Genomic DNA, 15,883 nt, shown 5'->3' on the forward strand with positions numbered 1-15,883 from the left:
GGAAGTAAGGTCAGATAGCTGCAGCGCTGGGCGAATGGAGCCCGGCACACTGCAAAAAATAATACGCCCAAGCCCTGAAACAGGTTTCGCTTTTGCGCTTTTCTTTCTAAATTTTATTCGTTTTTGATCTTTTTTGTTCGCTTTCGATAAATTTATCACGCGCTTATCGAGGCTAAAACGCCATAGCATGCCAGCGCAGCATGCCAATCTGATGACAAGCCAACGCTTGTGCCATGGCCAGTGGCACCTAGTCCGCAGCGGCTCGCAGCAGGCAGAGAGCGCGCGGAGCTGTTGCGTTTTGGACTATATTGGCGGGAGTTTTTCGTTTTTATTCGTTTCAGATCCACGCCATGACGGAGCTCTACAACAGCAATCCTCGCCAACTGCTGCTCTTGCAAGAGGTGCAGCGCCGCAGCTCGGCCACCGTCGAGGAGCTGGCTGCCTTCCTGGGCGTCACCCTGCAAACCGTGCGCCGCGATGTGCAAAGGCTGTCCGAAGCGGGCGTGCTCACCCGCTTTCACGGCGGCGTGCGCGTACCCAACTCGACCACCGAAAATCTCGCCCACCAGCAGCGCGAAGCCCTCAATGCCGATGGCAAGACCCGCATCGCCCAGGCGGTGGCCGCCCAGGTGCCGCACAACTGCTCGCTGATCCTGAATATCGGCACGACCACCGAGGCCATTGCCCGCGCGCTGATGCAGCACCGGGGCCTGCGCATCATCACCAACAACCTGAACGTGGCCGCAACCCTGAGCAGCAACCCGGACTGCGAGGTGATCGTCGCCGGCGGCGTGGTGCGCGGCCGGGACCGGGGCATCATCGGCGAGGCGGCGGTCGATTTCATCCGCCAGTTCCGCGTGGACATTGCGCTCATCGGTATCTCCGGCATTGAATCGGATGGCAGCCTGCGCGACTATGACTTCCGCGAGGTGAAAGTGGCCCAGACCATCATGGACCAGGCGCGTGAAGTCTGGATGGCCGCTGACCACAGCAAGTTTGGCCGGCCCGCGATGGTGGAGGTGGGCCCGCTCTCGCGCATCGACCGCCTGTTCACCGACGCGCCGCCGCCTGACCCCTTCCCCCGCTTGCTGCAGGAAGCGCATGTGCGCTGCACCGTCGCCTGACCGCCAGACACTTTCACCGGCAGTTTTGTTGAATTGATTGATTTACCGGCACAGACCGGCCTTGAGACATGACCTATTTGCTCGCCCTGGACCAGGGCACCTCCAGCTCCCGCACTATTGTGTTTGACCGCCAGGGCGCCATCGTGGCCCAGGCCCAGCGCGAGCTGCCGCAAATCTACCCCCGCCCCGGCCATGTCGAGCATGACCCGATGCAGATCTGGGGCACCCAACTGGCCACGGCGCAAGAGGCTTTGAAAGCCGCCGGCATCAGCGCCAGCCAGATCACCAGTTTGGGCATCACCAACCAGCGCGAGACCACCATCGTCTGGAACCGCAAGACCGGTCAACCGATCCACAACGCGCTGGTCTGGCAGGACCGCCGGGCCGAGCCCGTCTGTGCCCAGTTGCGCGCCGATGGCCATGCCGACCGTATCCAGCAAAAGACCGGCCTGCTGGTCGATGCCTATTTCTCGGGCACCAAGCTGCAGTGGCTGCTGGACCATGTGCCCGGCGCGCGCGCCGCCGCCGAGCGTGGCGAGCTGGCCTTTGGCACGGTCGATACCTGGCTGGTCTGGCAACTGACCCAGGGCCAGCGCCATGTCACCGATGTGAGCAACGCCAGCCGCACCATGCTCTTCAATGTGCACAGCAACAGCTGGGACCAGGACCTGCTGGACCTGTTGAACATTCCGCGCTCGCTGATGCCCGAGGTGCAGCCCTCGGCCAGCCATTTTGGCGATACCGCCGCCCCGGTGCTGGGCGCTGCCATCCACATCGGCGGCATGGCCGGCGACCAGCAAAGTGCGCTGTTTGGCCAGGCCTGCTTTGCGCCAGGCATGGCCAAGAACACCTATGGCACCGGCTGCTTCATGCTGATGCACACGGGCACGCAGTTCCACGCATCGCGCAATGGCCTGTTGACCACCAGCGCAGCGCAGACCGACAGCAGGCCGCAATTTGCCCTGGAAGGCAGCGTCTTCGTCGGGGGAGCCGTCGTGCAATGGCTGCGCGATGGCCTGCGCGCCATTGAGCACAGCGGTCAGGTGCAGCAGCTGGCCGAGAGCGTGCCCGACAGCGGCGGCGTGATGATGGTGCCCGCCTTTACCGGCCTGGGCGCACCCTACTGGGATGCGGACGCCCGGGGCACCATCACTGGCCTGACCCGGGGCACCACGGTGGCCCATATCGCCCGGGCCGCGCTTGAATCCATCGCCTACCAAAGCGCCGCACTGCTCCAGGCCATGAGCCTGGATGCCGTCGCCAATGGCGGTCAGCCGGTGAGCGAGCTGCGGGTGGATGGCGGCGCCAGTGTCAACAACCTGCTGATGCAGTTCCAGGCTGATTTGCTGGGCATTCCCGTCGTGCGCCCCGCCTGCGTGGAGACCACCGCGTTGGGCGCCGCCTACCTCGCGGGCCTGACCACCGGCATCTACCAAAACAGCGAAGAGCTGTCCGCCCTGTGGAAGGCCGAGCGCCGCTTCACGCCCACCCAGGACAAGGCGCGTGCCGATGCACTGATGGCGCGTTGGGAGCAGGCCGTGCGCCAAACCACGGCGCGATAAGCCGCCGCCTCACAACAAAAACAGGGGCCGCGGCCCCTGTTTCTGTCTATGCCTTCACGCTGTGTCGCCTTATTCCTCGTCGCCACGCAACAAGGCGCGGTGGATCAGTGCACCGATCACGGCGCCCACGATCGGGGCCAGCCAGAACAACCACAGCTGCTCCAGCGCGATAGCCGGGCCAAACAGCGCCGGGCCGGTGCTGCGTGCGGGGTTGACCGAGGTATTGGTCACGGGGATCGAGATCAGGTGGATCAAGGTCAGGCACAGGCCAATACTCATGCCGGCAAAGCCCACAGCCGCCTTCTTGGTGGTCGAGCCCAGAATCACCAGCAGGAACACCGCCGTCAGCACCACCTCGGTCAGCAGTGCTGCCAGCATCGAGAACTTGCCTGGCGAGTGCTCACCAAAGCCATTGGTCGCCAGGTCCGTGACCTGGGCGCCTGCCTTGCCGCTGGCAATCAGGTACAGCAGACCGGCAGCCACGATGGCGCCCAGCACCTGGGCAATGATGTAGCCCGGCAGCTCAGACGCCTTGAAGCGACCCGCTACCGTCAGACCCACCGAGACCGCCGGGTTGAAGTGGCCTCCCGAGATCGGGCCAAAGGCATAGGCGCCGGTCAGCACCGTCAGGCCAAAAGCCAGCGACACGCCCAACAAGCCAATGCCCACCTCCGGAAAGGCAGCAGCCAGTACCGCGCTGCCGCAACCGCCAAACGTCAGCCAGAACGTTCCCAGGCATTCCGCCGACCATTTCTGTATGTTTGATGTCATTTTCTCCACCCCCGTCATGGCCCTGGCCCATGGCATGCAGCGCATGCACCTACAGGCCTTGGCAGCCGAGATGATAAGTAGCGATTCGCGTTTAAAAATGTCAACAATTGCCGGGCTGATAAGGAGGCTACACTTGGTAAAAAGCTATGAAAATCAATATCCAAATACATTATTCGGCGAAACCGATCCGGTCCCTACCGTTGTGCCTGGTGATGCTGGCGCTGGCCGGCTGCAGGACCTCGCCAGAGCCTGAGCATCCGCCTGCCTCCCCACCTACCGCTACCGCCGTCGCCTGCCACCAACCCGGCAGCCCCGCTCTGCAACTGCTGGGCGAACAGCGCTGGCCACTGGATACCGCCTGGGCTGGCACGCCCATTGGCGGGCTCTCCTCGATCGACTACCACCCTGGCGACGACAGCTATTACCTGGTGAGCGATGACCGCTCGGCCAAGGACAACGCCCGCTGGTACCGGGCCCGCATCCGCTATGACGCCAGCGGCCTGCAGCAAGTCAGCATCATTGGCCAGCAGTACCTGCAAACACCCGCCGGCGCACCCTACCCCAGCAGCCGCAGCGCAGCGGCCGATACTGCGGTGCCAGACCCTGAAGCACTGCGGCTGCTGCCCGGTGGGCGCAGCGTTATCTGGAGCAGCGAAGGCGACTTTGCGCGGGGCTTTGGCCCCTCTTTGCAGCAGGCCGGGCTGGATGGCAGCTGGCAAAAAACCTGGCCGCTACCCGATCTGTTGCAAGGCCCGCTGCAACCCGAAACCGGCCGGGGGCCACGCAACAACATGACCTTGGAGGGCATCGCGATAAGTGATGACCAGCGCAGCCTGTGGCTGTCGATGGAAGGCGCCCTGCGCCAGGACGGCGCGCTGCCGCGCCGGGGCCAGATCGGCGGGCCGCTGCGCATCACGCAGTACAACCTGGCCAGCCAGCAGCCTGTGCGGCAGATCGCCTACATCCCCGACGCACTGCCCAAGGACAACCTGCTGCTGCCACTGATCGCCATCAATGGCGTCAGCGAGATCCTGGCCGACGGCCCCGACCACCTGCTGGTGCTGGAGCGTGCCTATGTGCTGGGAGCCGGTTTTTCCGCCCGCCTCTACCGCATCAACACCGAGGCGGCCAGCGACACCTTGGCGATCGACAGCTTGCAGGACGCTGCATACACACCGGCCCACAAAGAGCTGCTGCTGGATTTTGCGCAGTTGGGCCTGCGAACGGTGGACAACCTGGAAGGCATGACCTGGGGCCCTCGCCTGGCCAGTGGCGAGCGCGTGATGCTGCTGGTCAGCGACAACAATTTCAACCCGGCGCAGGTGACACAGTTCCTGGCCTTGGTTGAAACGCCGGCCTGCGCGGGCGCTGCCAGCAACCCTGGCCAATCGCATCGCAATTGAAATTGATAGCAAAACCTGTGCGCCCCGCATGGCCTGCCGCGCGAGGCGTTTGAGCTTTGCGCAGGCCGCCGCTATAGTGGCAGCCACACCAGCCCGCGCTGCTTGGGCCTCTTTTTCTCTTTGCTTGCACCTGCCGCCATGTCCACTACCGATCTGTCCCAATTCCCCGCCATTGCCTTTATCGGCGGCGGCAACATGGCCAGCGCCATCATCGGCGGCCTGATCCGCCAAGGCCTGCCCCAAGACCGCATCCAGGTCGTCGAGCCCTACGCGCCCCAGCGCCAAGCCCTGCAACAGCAATTTGGCATCAGCGCGCTGCCAGCAGCGGACAGCAGCCTGGCGCAGGCCCAGGTGTTTGTCTGGGCCGTCAAGCCACAAACCTTTGCCGAGGCCGCTGCCGCCGTCGCCGACTACAGCCGCCATGCCCTGCACCTGAGCGTGGCCGCTGGCATCCGCAGCGACAGCATTGCCCAGTGGCTGGGCAATGACCAGATCGTGCGCGCCATGCCCAATACCCCGGCGCTGGTGGGCCAGGGTATGACGGGGCTATTCGCGCGCCCGCAGGTCAGCGCCGCCCAGCAGCAACTGGCCGAGCAGATCATCCGCACCACCGGCCAGTTGCTCTGGGTGCAGCAGGAGTCGCAACTCGATGCAGTCACGGCCCTGTCGGGTTCAGGCCCCGCTTACGTCTTTTATTTCCTGGAAGCCATGCAGCAAGCCGGTGTGGAGATGGGCCTGCCCGCCGACCAGGCACTGCAACTGGCGATTGGCACTTTCAGTGGCGCATCGGCCCTGGCCGCACAATCGCCGGAATCCCCTTCGGTGCTGCGCGAGCGGGTCACCAGCAAGGGCGGCACCACCTTTGCTGCGTTGGAACATATGCGGGGCGCGGACATCGCTGCCCACTTTGTCGGCGCCATGCATGCCGCCGAGCGCCGCGCCAAGGCGCTGGGCGACGAATTCGGCGGCTAAGCCCTGCGCCAGCGCCCGCCTTCCGCCGAGGCGGGCGCAGCTGGATGCGCTGACGACGGCAGCACAAAAGCTCAACGCATTGCGTATATTTCACACAAAAGTCAAACGCAAAGCGTATAATTCAGCCGCATTCATACCTCTGCATCGGAGCCCGGCCATGGACAGCCAACAGGATTTTCTTCGCGACGCAATGCGCCGTTTGAACTTGACGCGCGACGCCTTTGCCGAGCGCCTGGGCGTGCGCCGCCGCACCCTGGACACCTGGCTGCTGCCCGAGGCCTCGGGCGAAGCCCGCGCGATGCCCGACATGGCGCAGAAGTTTGTCTCCGAAATCCTGTTCCGCGAAGCCGAAGGCCACGATGCCCAGAAGCACCACCGCCCGCTGGCCGAGCGCATGTCCGCCGATGGCCGGCCGCAGCTGCTGTCGGTGGCGCAGTTTGAGCGCGAGAGCCTCGAAGAGCTGTTCCGCATCACCGATGTGATGCAGCCCATTGCCCGCCGCCACAAGGTCTGCCGCGTCCTCGAAGGCGCCGTCATGGGCAGCCTGTTCTTTGAAGCCAGCACCCGCACCCGGGTAAGCTTTGGCGCCGCCTTCAGCCGCCTGGGCGGCTCGGTTTGCGACACCACCGGCTTCACCTTCTCGTCGATGGCCAAGGGCGAATCGATCTATGACACCAGCCGCGTGATGGCTGGCTATGTCGATGCGCTGGTCATCCGCCACCCCGAGCAAGGCTCGGTGGCCGAGTTTGCGCGCGCCACCAACATCCCCGTCATCAATGCCGGCGACGGCCCGGGCGAGCACCCCAGCCAGGCGATTTTGGATATGTACACCATCCAGCGCGAGTTCTCGCGCCTGGGCAAGCTGATGGATGGCGCGCATATCGCCATGGTCGGCGATCTGAAGTACGGCCGCACGGTGCATTCGCTGATCCGCCTGCTGTCGCTCTACAAGGGCATGAAGTTCACCTTGATCTCGCCCAGCTCGCTGGAGATGCCCGCCTACCTGATCGAGCTGGCCTCGACCAATGGCCATGTGGTGGAAGTCTCGACCTCGCTGCAAGACCTCAAAGGCGCCGATGTGGTCTATGCGACGCGTATCCAGAAAGAGCGCTTCGCCGGTGAGAACATCGAGGGCTACACGCCGGAGTTCCAGGTGCAGAAATCGCTGGTCGATGCCGTCTGCAAACCCGACACCATCATCATGCACCCGCTGCCGCGCGATGCCCGCGCCGGTGCCAATGACCTGTCCACCGACCTGAACCTGGATCCGCGCCTGGCCATCTTCCGCCAGACCGACAATGGCATCCCTGTGCGCATGGCCTTGTTTGCGGTTTTGATGGGCGTGGAGAGCCAGATTGCCCGTAATTTGCGCGATGTCACCTGGCGCTCTCCGGCTTTTGTAGGCCCGGATGATGCAGTGTTTGATACTTTGGATTAAACTCTGTCTTACACAACACCATGATTTGAGACATTTTTTCGAAGCACCCACGCAATGCGTCGAAAAAATTAGCGTTTTTTCCTGCGACTCCAGTGTTAGCGGCCATCTCTTGATGGCCGCTTTTTTGTCTGCGTTTTTGGCGTCTGCCGGTTGTACACCGCTGGCTGCCGGGCATGAAAAAAGACTTGCAAGCAAGTCCTTCGGCACCGTGTGGAGGCCCCTGCGGCCCAGGGCCGCAGGGTATCGCCCACTTAGCGGCTCAGACCGAGACGGCGGCGACCCGCAGCCAGCAGGCCCAGCAAGCCGCTCAGGCTCAACAGGCTCCACAGGCCCAAGGTCGGCACCGGTACGGCACTACCTGCGCCTGGGGTACCTGGATCAACCGGCACATCGGCCAACCAGCCAGCACCACCTGGATCCGCGATCTGGCCGTTGGCGACCATGTCGTCATCCCCATCACCACCGTCCACGATCTGCACCGTCAGCATATTGCCGCTCACAGTCGATGGCAGGTTGTACCAATGCGGTGTGGTATTGGCCTTGGTGGGGCCAAACTTCCAATACTTGGCATTGGCCGGCAAGGCCGCTGGGTAGCTGATGCTCATGGTGCCATTGCCACCAATGGCGCAGCCGGTGGCCGTCCACTGCAGGGCGCCGTAAGGCACGCTCAGGCCGTTGGGCAAGGCGCCCAGCGAGGCAGCCGAGACAGCAACGGGCGCTTCTGCCAGGCGGCAGGCATCTGCACTACTCCACTGCACTGCAACGCTGCCACCAGCGCCACCGGCTGGCAGTTCCACCGTAAAGTTCTGCTCCGGCTCGGGATCAACGGGCGCCCCTTCCAGGTTCAGGCCCAGCACAATCGGGTTGTGGTCGCTGGAGCGATAAGCATCAGACGCATAGAACGAGGTGACTTGGCCAGCGCTCTTGAAGTTGGTGTTGTAGTCCAGCACCGGTGGTTCTTCCGCATTGATCTGCCACTTGACCACCTTGCCCACCTGGCTGCTCAGTGCGCTGCTGACCAACACATGGTCCAGCGAGCCCCACAGGGTCTGGAAGCTGTACGAGTACTGGCCCACGCCCAGCTTCTGGTAGCCATGGCCTTCCAGGAAGGAAATCGGATCCTCCTTGGCGTAGGCATTGAAGTCGCCCATCAGCACATTCTTGCCGTTGCCCGCTTGCGTCGGGTTGCCGGCCAGCCAGGTCTGCAGTTGCTGCACAGCACGTGAGCGCGACTGGTTGTTGGCGCCCTGGCCATCACCGATATCCGGGTCGTTGACACTGCCCTTGGACTTGAGGTGGTTCACCACCACGGTGAACTGGTCCTTGCCGCCGCCCGCCAGCGTCTTCTCAAAGGTCTGGGCCAGCGGCACACGGTTGCCATAGCTGGCGTTGAAGGCATCGTACTGCGCCTCATCGGGCACTGCCGGCACGCCGACCGGGGTCACCCGGTCCTTGCGGTACAGCACAGCCACGCTGATCGCGTCGCGCCCTGCAGCCACCGCTGTTTTGTTGCCGCCAGCGTTGAAGGGTCCCTTCACATAGTCATAGACATCGCTGCCATGCTTGGCATTCATAGCCTGGGTCAAGGCCGCCAAAGCGCTCGTGCCATCAAAGCCGTTGTTCTGGATTTCCATCAGGCCGTAGACATCGGCATCCAGTCCCAGCAGGTTGCTGACGATCTTGTCGGTCTGGCGAGTCAGTTCCACCTGGTTGTCTGCGCCACGGCCTTCCAGCGAATCACCATAGGGGTTGCTGAACTTGGTCGCACCGAAGGTCGTGAAGAAGTTCAGCACGTTGGCCGATGCCACCTTGACCGTCGGGCTGCCGATGGCCTGCTGCAGGTCGGCCACTGTTGGTCGCGCGGCACCGGTGAAGACCGGCTTTTGCAGCGGCTGCACGCGGTAGCTGGTTTGGTGCGCACCCGCCGTCGTATCGATGAAGTGGTCCAGAATGCCTTCAATCGACGAGGTGCTGTCGCCCGCACGCAAAGTGTTGCTGGCGCTCAGGTCCTCGCCATTGCGACCCAGCGCCGTGGCCGGATTTTGCTTGCTGCTGCCGTCGTCCAGCACGATATGGCTGCGCTTGACGGTCTCCAGATAGGCGGTATTGCCTGCCACGCTGGGTGCATTCAGCTCGGTGTACTGCACCAGCTTTTCGCTGTCACTCAAGCTGACCGTGCCGTAGCGGCCCAGGTAGTAGTTGTCGGTCACCACCAGCGGGCCGGTGCTGCCGCTGATGCGCACGCGCATGCCTTCGTAGCGCTCCCAGTTGGCATAGTTGGCCATCGGCAGTTTCAGCTCCACCATCGCAGGCAGAGCCTGCTTGGCGCCGCCGTTGAGCACGCTGAAGTTCAGAATGCTGCCAGCCAATTGGGTCAGGCCTCGGAACTCGGCGACAGTGGCCGTCAGTTGCACCGCCTGGCCCACGCTGTCAGCGCTGACGCCGGCGATCGGGGTGTTGCCGTAGTAGACAAACACGGCTTCGGAAGTCTCGACATTGTTGTCGTCGTCTTCCGGCAGCGACTGGATGTAGAAGCCGCTGAGCTCCGGCAGGTAGGCAGTCACGATGCCGCGCACCGTCACAGACTGGCCCACCAGTGGCGACTCATCGCCCGAGCCTTGCACGGCAGAGATGGGGGTCGTGACCACCGGTGCCAGGTTCTGCGCGTAGCCGGGCGAGCCGATATTGGCAGGCTTGGCTGGCTGGGCAAAGCCGTCAAGCGCACCGACTGCAGCAGCGGTATAGCGCGGCTCGGTAGTAGACTTGCCATCCCAGACGGCCGACACCCCATTGCCTACCGTGGTACCCGCATTGCGCACCGCAGCGCCAGCGTGGCTGTCTGCCAACGCCGTCGTGCCGTTAGAGTTCTTGGCAGGCGCAACGGTCGAGCCGTCTGTCGCCGCCAAATTGGCGATGCCATAGTTCATCGCCGCAGCCACGTAGCCATTGTTGTCGTACACCAGTACCGCATCGGCCTTGCCCAGTCCCTGACCGGCGACCAGGATGACGGCTGTGCCGGCATCCAGACCCCAGGCAGTGCGGAAGGCTTCGGGCGTGGTCTCGTTCAACACCACCAGCCGCGCACCGGCGGCCAGGCTGGTGCCGGCAGGGAAGCTGCTAGGCACTGCGCCGCTGCTGTCGGTCCAGCCCCAGTTGGTCAGGTCCACGGGCGTAGTGCCGTAGTTGTACAGCTCAAAGAAATCGCCGCCGTCGGCATTGGAGTTGACCTCGGAGATCAGCACCTTGGCCGTCGCTGCCACGGCACTGCTGACGGTAAAGGTCAGCTTCTGCTCGGCGGCCAAGGCGTTGCCGGCCATGTCCTGCACCGCACCGGCGGGCAGCACCAGGCTGTAGGTCTTGCCGGGCTGGTAGCCCGCGCTGTACTTGAAGCTCAGCGCGCTGCCATCGATGGTCACTTGCGCATCGGTCATCGGCACCGTGGCGACCACCGTGCTACCGTCCATCAGCGAGATATTGCCGCTGCCGCGCTGCACGGTTTCGCTGAACTGCAGACGCACGACGGCGGTCTTGCCGACCTCCACCGCGTTTTGCAGCGGGCTGCTGCTTTGCAGCACGGGAGCAATGGTGTCCGCAGCCACCGGGCCACCGAGCTTGATGGTGTTGCCCTGGAACTGCTGCTCTGCAAAAGGCAGGTCCTTGGAGACCGAGCCCTTGCCGGGCCAGATGGTGTCGCCGTTGTCCTGCAGCAGCTGCACCGTTGTGCCCTTGTCGGTACTGGCGGGGCTGACCAGGGTCTCAAAGCTGCCGCCCGTTGTGCGGCGCAGGTTGTCCAGCACATTGTCGAGTTGCTGCACATCGGTCGTGCCGGGACCGTTCCAGACAAACAGCGCAAAGTTGGTATTGACGGCATCATCGGCCTTGCCCGGAGGGCCCGCGAGGATCAGAAACTTGCCGTCGCCGGTGCGTTGCATGTCACGGATGCCGCGACCACCCAGGTTCAGCTCGATCGGTGCACCAAACACCGGAGCAGTCTTGGCGCCAACCATCTCAGTCGGGTTGGTGATCGGGATGATCAGCGCGCGGTTGCGCAGCTGGGCACTGGCCAACGGCGCGCGGAAGCCCAGTAGCAGTTGACCATCAGCGGTCGCCGCCATGCCTTCGATGGAGAAGCCTGCAGGAGACTCTGGTGGCACCTTGTCGGCCGACGAGGCCACAAAACCGTAGTTGTTGGCGCCCTTGCCATGCGCATTGCTGCTGTCCCAGGTGTTCAGGTTCGTTTCGAGCTGGCTGTAGTAGCCCACGAAGCTGAACGCTGTATTGGCGCCGGTACCTGTCACATTGACCGCAAACAGATGCTCGCGGTTGTTGGCCTCGGCACCAGCGGATTTGTTGCTGTGCGAGCCGGTGAAATACAGGGTATCGCCGATGCGGGTGCCTGCCTCCAGATCCAGCTCCTCAGATCCGATACCAAGATAGGAGCCAAATTCCCATTCCTTGACGGCTGTACCACCGCCACGGGGGTAGACGCGCAGCACATTGCCTTCGTCGTCGCCCACCACCATGTAGCTGGCGTCGAGCGCAATGCCGGCAGAGGCATCCGAGCCGCCAGCCGTGGAGCTGGGCAGCTGGGTGAACATGGCCGTATCGCCCGCATCCGGGTCGATCACGGTCATCTTCGTGACTTCAGTGCCGGCGCCCGTCCAGTTAGCGGCCGTGCTGATGGCAGATAGCAGGTCTGATGCGGTGCCCTCGGTCGCGCCCTTGCTGCTGTCATAGGCGAAGTCATTTTGTTTCTTCAGCGCGACTGCGGTGCTGCCATTCGTCAGACCGGGTGGCAAGGCCGAGGTATTGGAGTCAGCAGCGTTGCTGTCCCAGGCGCCCGACGTCACATTGTTCACTGCATACAAGAACAGCGGGGCAGCTTCCGAGCCCTGATACACCAGCACGCTGTCACCACCGCCACCGGCTAGGTTAAAGCTGCCGGTGGAAGTAACCGTGCCGTAATTGGCTACCGGGCTCTTGATGGCACTGCTGATCTTGACGACGGTGCCGGCAGGGAGGGCATCCTTGGCCGTCCATACCAGGGTGCCCTCGCCCGGGCGCAACGCGCCAGCACTTGTCCAGCCTCTGTCCGTGACGCTGATGACGGTGCCAGCCTCGATATCGCGCAACAACACCAGGCTGACGGAATCGGGATCGGTCGACGTAAAACCGACGACGGCGACTTCACCAGCGGCAAGGGTGGTTTGGGCCGAAGCAGGCAGCACGCTGGCAGCCAGCAGCAATGCGGCGGCTAGCGAAAGGCCTTGGGATGCACGCACGCTGGCGCGGCATGCAGAGGAGATGGAGCGAAGGGCAAACATGGCAGCAGTAGAGGGAGTGGCAAACAACCTCCGTTTGTCGCTGCTGGCGATGAAAGCCTCGTGTCAGGATCTGTAAGCGTTCCCTAAAACCGACATGGCTGCCGCTGTCATTACCAGGTCACAGCGCAAAGGCAAGCGCCACGCCCGCAAACAGGCTGACGCCGATCCAATGGCTTTTGCTGAAGGCGGTAAAGCAGCCCTCGCGGGTGCGCCGGCGGATAAGGCTGTAGTGCCAGGCCATTTGCAAGCCTGCAACGGCCACGCCCAACCACCAAGGCCAGCCCAGTTGCAAGGGCACCAAGGCCCACACGGTCAGGCCCAGGCAGACCACAAAGAAGGCCATGATCGCGGCCACATCAAAACGGCCCAAGGTAATGGCCGAGGTTTTCATGCCTATTTTCAGATCGTCATCGCGGTCCACCATCGCATACTCGGTGTCATAGGCCAGCACCATGCACATATTGGCCAGCCACAGCAGCCAGGCCATCAGCGGCACCTGGCCCTGCACGGCCGCAAACGCAATCAGCACCCCAAAGTTAAAGGCGATGCCCAGAAACGCCTGAGGCATTGCAAAAAAGCGCTTGGTAAAGGGGTAGAGGATGGTGAACAGCACCGCAGGCACCGACCAGGCCACGGCCTCCCAGCGCGTGGTCAACACCAGGCCCAGCGACAGCAAGGTCAATACCAGACCGACCATCGCCGCCTCAAACACCGAGATCTTGCCCGTGGTAATCGGCCGCTGCGCGGTGCGTTTGACATGGCGGTCAAACTTGCGGTCGGCAATGTCGTTGATGCAGCAGCCCGCGCTGCGCATCAAAAACGTGCCCAGCACAAACACCAGCACCAGATGCCAACCGGGAAAGCCCCCTGACGCCGCCCACAGCGCCACCAAGGTAGGCCACACCAGGACCAACCAGCCAGCGGGCCGGTTGAAGCGAATCAGGTCCAGGTACAGCGCAAAGCGCTCAGACAGCGAAACGGGAGGATGGGTAGCAGCAGACATGGAGGGCAAGCATAGCGCCACAGCGGTACCCAAGGCCCCGTCCTTGTCAATTTTGGCGGTCAGCCCGCCCCAGCACCATGGCCGCCAGTGCGCACCAGGCCAGGCCCAGCAACGCGCCAGCCAGCACATCGCTGGCAAAGTGCGCTTGCAGCAGGATGCGGCTGAGCGCAATCGTGACCACCAGCGCGCCACAGACCCAAGCCAGCACACGGCTAGCGCCGGGCGACAGCCGATCGCGCAGCACCAGCCACAACAGGCCGTAGACGACCACGGCGCCGGAGGTGTGGCCACTCGGAAAACTGGCACCCGATGTCAGCATCTCATGCAGCACCTCGGGGCGGGCCCTATCAAGCAGATTTTTGAGCAGGCGCACCACCAGGCCATTGAGGCCGATAAAGAACACCCAGGCCCACAAGGCCGGCCACTGCGCGCCCAGCGCCAGCCAACCCGCCACCAATAGCACCATGACCACCAGCCAGCGCACATCGCCGGCAGCGGTCAACACATGCAGCAGCTCGCGCATGGGCGCCGAAACATGGTCCTGCGCCCATTGCTGGGCCCCTGTATCTGCGGCCATCAGGCGCGCGTGGCCGGCATGTTCGGGGTAGACGACCACCCAGGCCAGCATCGCAAACACTAGCAAGCAGCCGGCTGCCACGCTCAGCGGCACGCCAACAGACCGCTGGGATCCATACAGCACGAAGGTCTGCCTGCGTGGCAACCAACGCCATGCCAGCACGCCCATCACCAACCAGGTGACGAGCAGCACCGGCATCCAGGCATCCAGCATGGCCAAGACCTGAAAGACCAGGCTGGAGCCACCAGCCAGGTCGCGGCTCTGGGCCCATGCCTGCTCGGCACCAAAAAGCCAGAGCGCAGCCAACCCCCAACCCTGGCGATACCAGCCTCGGCCAGCCGCCACCGCCGATAACCCCCGAAACCGCAACAACAAAGACAGCACGTTCAATCACACCCCAGAAAATACAAAACCCCATGCAGGCATGCCATGCATGGGGTCCACAAAGAAACCGTGCAGCGCGCTTTAGGCTTGCAGCATGGTCACGCCTGGCAGGTTGCAGGCAAAGATGGCGTTACGCAGCGCAGCAATCGCTTCGTAGCGGGTAAAGCTGCGGCGCCACACCAGCACCACACGGCGCTTGGGGGCTTCGTCGTTGACTTCGTCGGTCAACGGGATGTAGCGGATATGGGTCTCGTCCGACTTGCGGCGGCGAACACCCTTTTCCAGCGCATCCTTGGGCACCGACAGGCGGGGCACCAGGGTCACACCCATGCCGGCAGCCACCATGTGCTTGATGGTCTCGAGCGACGAGCCTTCAAAGGTGCGGCGAATGCCTTCGGTGTTGCTGGAGTAGCGAGCGAACTCAGGGCAGACTTCCAACACATGGTCACGGAAGCAGTGGCCGGCGCCCAACAGCAGCATGGTTTCATTCTTCAGCTCGCTGGCCGAGATGCTGTCACGCGTGGCCAGCGGGTGCACGCTGGGCACGGCGGCGAAGAAGGGCTCGTCATACAGCGGGGCCATGGCCAGACCGGTATCGGGGAAAGGCTCGGCCACGATAGCGCAGTCAATCTCACCGGTGCGCAGCATTTCCAGCAGCTTGGCGGTCATGTTCTCGTTGATCATCAATGGCATCTGCGGGGTGCGCTCGATCGACTGGCGCACCAGCTCGGGCAGCAGATAAGGGCCGATGGTATAGATCACACCGAGGGTCAGCACACCAGCCAGCGGGTCCTTGCCGCGCTTGGCAATTTCCTTGATCGCGGCAGCCTGGTCCAGCACGATTTGCGCTTGGCGCACGATCTGATCACCCAGACTGGTCACCGACACTTCCGAGGCACTGCGTTCAAACAGCTTGACCTCGAGTTCTTCCTCCAGCTTCTTGATGGCGACAGACAAGGTAGGTTGCGACACGTAGCAGGCATCAGCGGCGCGGCCGAAGTGCCTTTCACGGGCGACAGCAACAATATATTTGAGCTCTGTAAGTGTCATGTCAGTTTTAAGTGCGAATCGCGTATTGTGCATGGCCTGCATGCCGCCTGGCTATAACGCCAAGGGGCAAAGTGCCACACTGTGTTTCATCAGAACCGCAAGCTATGAGTTGTACTCTATTCCAGAGCACCTCGGGTGCCAATGATGGACTACAAAAATAGGATTAATCTATTATGCGCCAAATGCAAGCACTTGCTTACCGGCCACGTCGGTAAATATGGAAGCTGGCATTTACACAATGCTACACAGTCATGCCACAGTTTGCGTCGCTACCC

Annotated in this window: 11 protein-coding genes; 6 read left to right on the forward strand and 5 right to left on the reverse strand. The window is 63.0% G+C overall.

Features of this window, described 5'->3' with window-relative positions:
* Window positions 1-350: 350 nt before the first annotated feature.
* Window positions 351-1,124 (forward strand): DeoR/GlpR family DNA-binding transcription regulator, encoded by a 774-nt coding sequence (locus tag HS961_RS22870; RefSeq protein ID WP_182325697.1) that lies wholly within the window; start codon window positions 351-353, stop codon window positions 1,122-1,124.
* 68 nt (window positions 1,125-1,192) lie between these two features.
* Window positions 1,193-2,686 (forward strand): glycerol kinase GlpK, encoded by a 1,494-nt coding sequence (gene glpK / locus HS961_RS22875; RefSeq protein WP_182325698.1) that lies wholly within the window; start codon window positions 1,193-1,195, stop codon window positions 2,684-2,686.
* 69 nt (window positions 2,687-2,755) lie between these two features.
* Here the strand turns inward: glpK and aqpZ are convergent, their stop codons facing one another.
* A complete protein-coding gene (gene aqpZ, locus HS961_RS22880) occupies window positions 2,756-3,457 on the reverse strand; it encodes an aquaporin Z (protein ID WP_182325699.1) in 702 nt (233 codons plus the stop codon).
* On the opposite strand from aqpZ, the gene HS961_RS22885 reads away from it, so the two are divergent.
* The 4 genes from HS961_RS22885 (at window position 3,444) to HS961_RS22900 (ending at window position 7,270) form a co-directional block, all read left to right on the forward strand.
* The gene (locus HS961_RS22885) at window positions 3,444-3,710 is read left to right on the forward strand and encodes a hypothetical protein (RefSeq protein WP_182325700.1); all 267 of its coding nucleotides are present in this window, start codon (window positions 3,444-3,446) and stop codon (window positions 3,708-3,710) included. The genes aqpZ and HS961_RS22885 overlap by 14 nt on opposite strands.
* Entirely contained in the window at window positions 3,670-4,860 is a 1,191-nt protein-coding gene (locus tag HS961_RS22890; protein ID WP_182325701.1) for an esterase-like activity of phytase family protein, read from the forward strand. The genes HS961_RS22885 and HS961_RS22890 overlap by 41 nt, the downstream gene beginning before the upstream one ends.
* Before the next feature lie 138 nt (window positions 4,861-4,998).
* Window positions 4,999-5,832, forward strand: coding sequence for a pyrroline-5-carboxylate reductase (gene proC, locus HS961_RS22895; protein WP_182325702.1), 834 nt, complete (start codon window positions 4,999-5,001; stop codon window positions 5,830-5,832).
* Window positions 5,833-5,989: 157 nt separating this feature from the next.
* The gene (locus HS961_RS22900; RefSeq protein WP_182325703.1) at window positions 5,990-7,270 is read left to right on the forward strand and encodes an aspartate carbamoyltransferase; all 1,281 of its coding nucleotides are present in this window, start codon (window positions 5,990-5,992) and stop codon (window positions 7,268-7,270) included.
* Window positions 7,271-7,521: 251 nt separating this feature from the next.
* On the opposite strand, the gene HS961_RS22905 is transcribed toward HS961_RS22900, so the two are convergent.
* The 4 genes from HS961_RS22905 to HS961_RS22920 all read right to left on the reverse strand — a co-directional run bounded on the left by HS961_RS22905 (window position 7,522) and on the right by HS961_RS22920 (window position 15,608).
* Complete coding sequence (locus tag HS961_RS22905; protein ID WP_182325704.1) at window positions 7,522-12,594, reverse strand: ExeM/NucH family extracellular endonuclease; 5,073 nt, start codon at window positions 12,592-12,594, stop codon at window positions 7,522-7,524.
* A 118-nt stretch (window positions 12,595-12,712) separates the two neighbouring features.
* The gene (ubiA, locus tag HS961_RS22910; RefSeq protein WP_182325705.1) at window positions 12,713-13,597 is read right to left on the reverse strand and encodes a 4-hydroxybenzoate octaprenyltransferase; all 885 of its coding nucleotides are present in this window, start codon (window positions 13,595-13,597) and stop codon (window positions 12,713-12,715) included.
* 46 nt (window positions 13,598-13,643) lie between these two features.
* The gene (locus HS961_RS22915) at window positions 13,644-14,480 is read right to left on the reverse strand and encodes a phosphatase PAP2 family protein (RefSeq protein WP_182325706.1); all 837 of its coding nucleotides are present in this window, start codon (window positions 14,478-14,480) and stop codon (window positions 13,644-13,646) included.
* 159 nt (window positions 14,481-14,639) lie between these two features.
* A complete protein-coding gene (locus tag HS961_RS22920; RefSeq protein WP_182325707.1) occupies window positions 14,640-15,608 on the reverse strand; it encodes a LysR substrate-binding domain-containing protein in 969 nt (322 codons plus the stop codon).
* Between the last annotated feature and the right edge of the window lie 275 nt (window positions 15,609-15,883).

It is taken from the genome of Comamonas piscis, from assembly GCF_014109725.1.
Classification (GTDB): Bacteria; Pseudomonadota; Gammaproteobacteria; order Burkholderiales; family Burkholderiaceae_C; genus Comamonas; species Comamonas piscis.

Bases quoted from the DNA above. Each gene is read 5' to 3' on its own strand.
- HS961_RS22870 (WP_182325697.1), top strand. From the start codon at position 351: ATGACGGAGCTCTACAACAGCAATCCTCGCCAACTGCTGCTCTTGCAA.
- glpK (WP_182325698.1), top strand. From the start codon at position 1,193: ATGACCTATTTGCTCGCCCTGGACCAGGGCACCTCCAGCTCCCGCACT.
- HS961_RS22885 (WP_182325700.1), top strand. From the start codon at position 3,444: ATGTTTGATGTCATTTTCTCCACCCCCGTCATGGCCCTGGCCCATGGC.
- aqpZ (WP_182325699.1), bottom strand. From the start codon at position 3,457: ATGACATCAAACATACAGAAATGGTCGGCGGAATGCCTGGGAACGTTC.
- HS961_RS22890 (WP_182325701.1), top strand. From the start codon at position 3,670: ATGCTGGCGCTGGCCGGCTGCAGGACCTCGCCAGAGCCTGAGCATCCG.
- proC (WP_182325702.1), top strand. From the start codon at position 4,999: ATGTCCACTACCGATCTGTCCCAATTCCCCGCCATTGCCTTTATCGGC.
- HS961_RS22900 (WP_182325703.1), top strand. From the start codon at position 5,990: ATGGACAGCCAACAGGATTTTCTTCGCGACGCAATGCGCCGTTTGAAC.
- HS961_RS22905 (WP_182325704.1), bottom strand. From the start codon at position 12,594: ATGTTTGCCCTTCGCTCCATCTCCTCTGCATGCCGCGCCAGCGTGCGT.
- ubiA (WP_182325705.1), bottom strand. From the start codon at position 13,597: ATGTCTGCTGCTACCCATCCTCCCGTTTCGCTGTCTGAGCGCTTTGCG.
- HS961_RS22920 (WP_182325707.1), bottom strand. From the start codon at position 15,608: ATGACACTTACAGAGCTCAAATATATTGTTGCTGTCGCCCGTGAAAGG.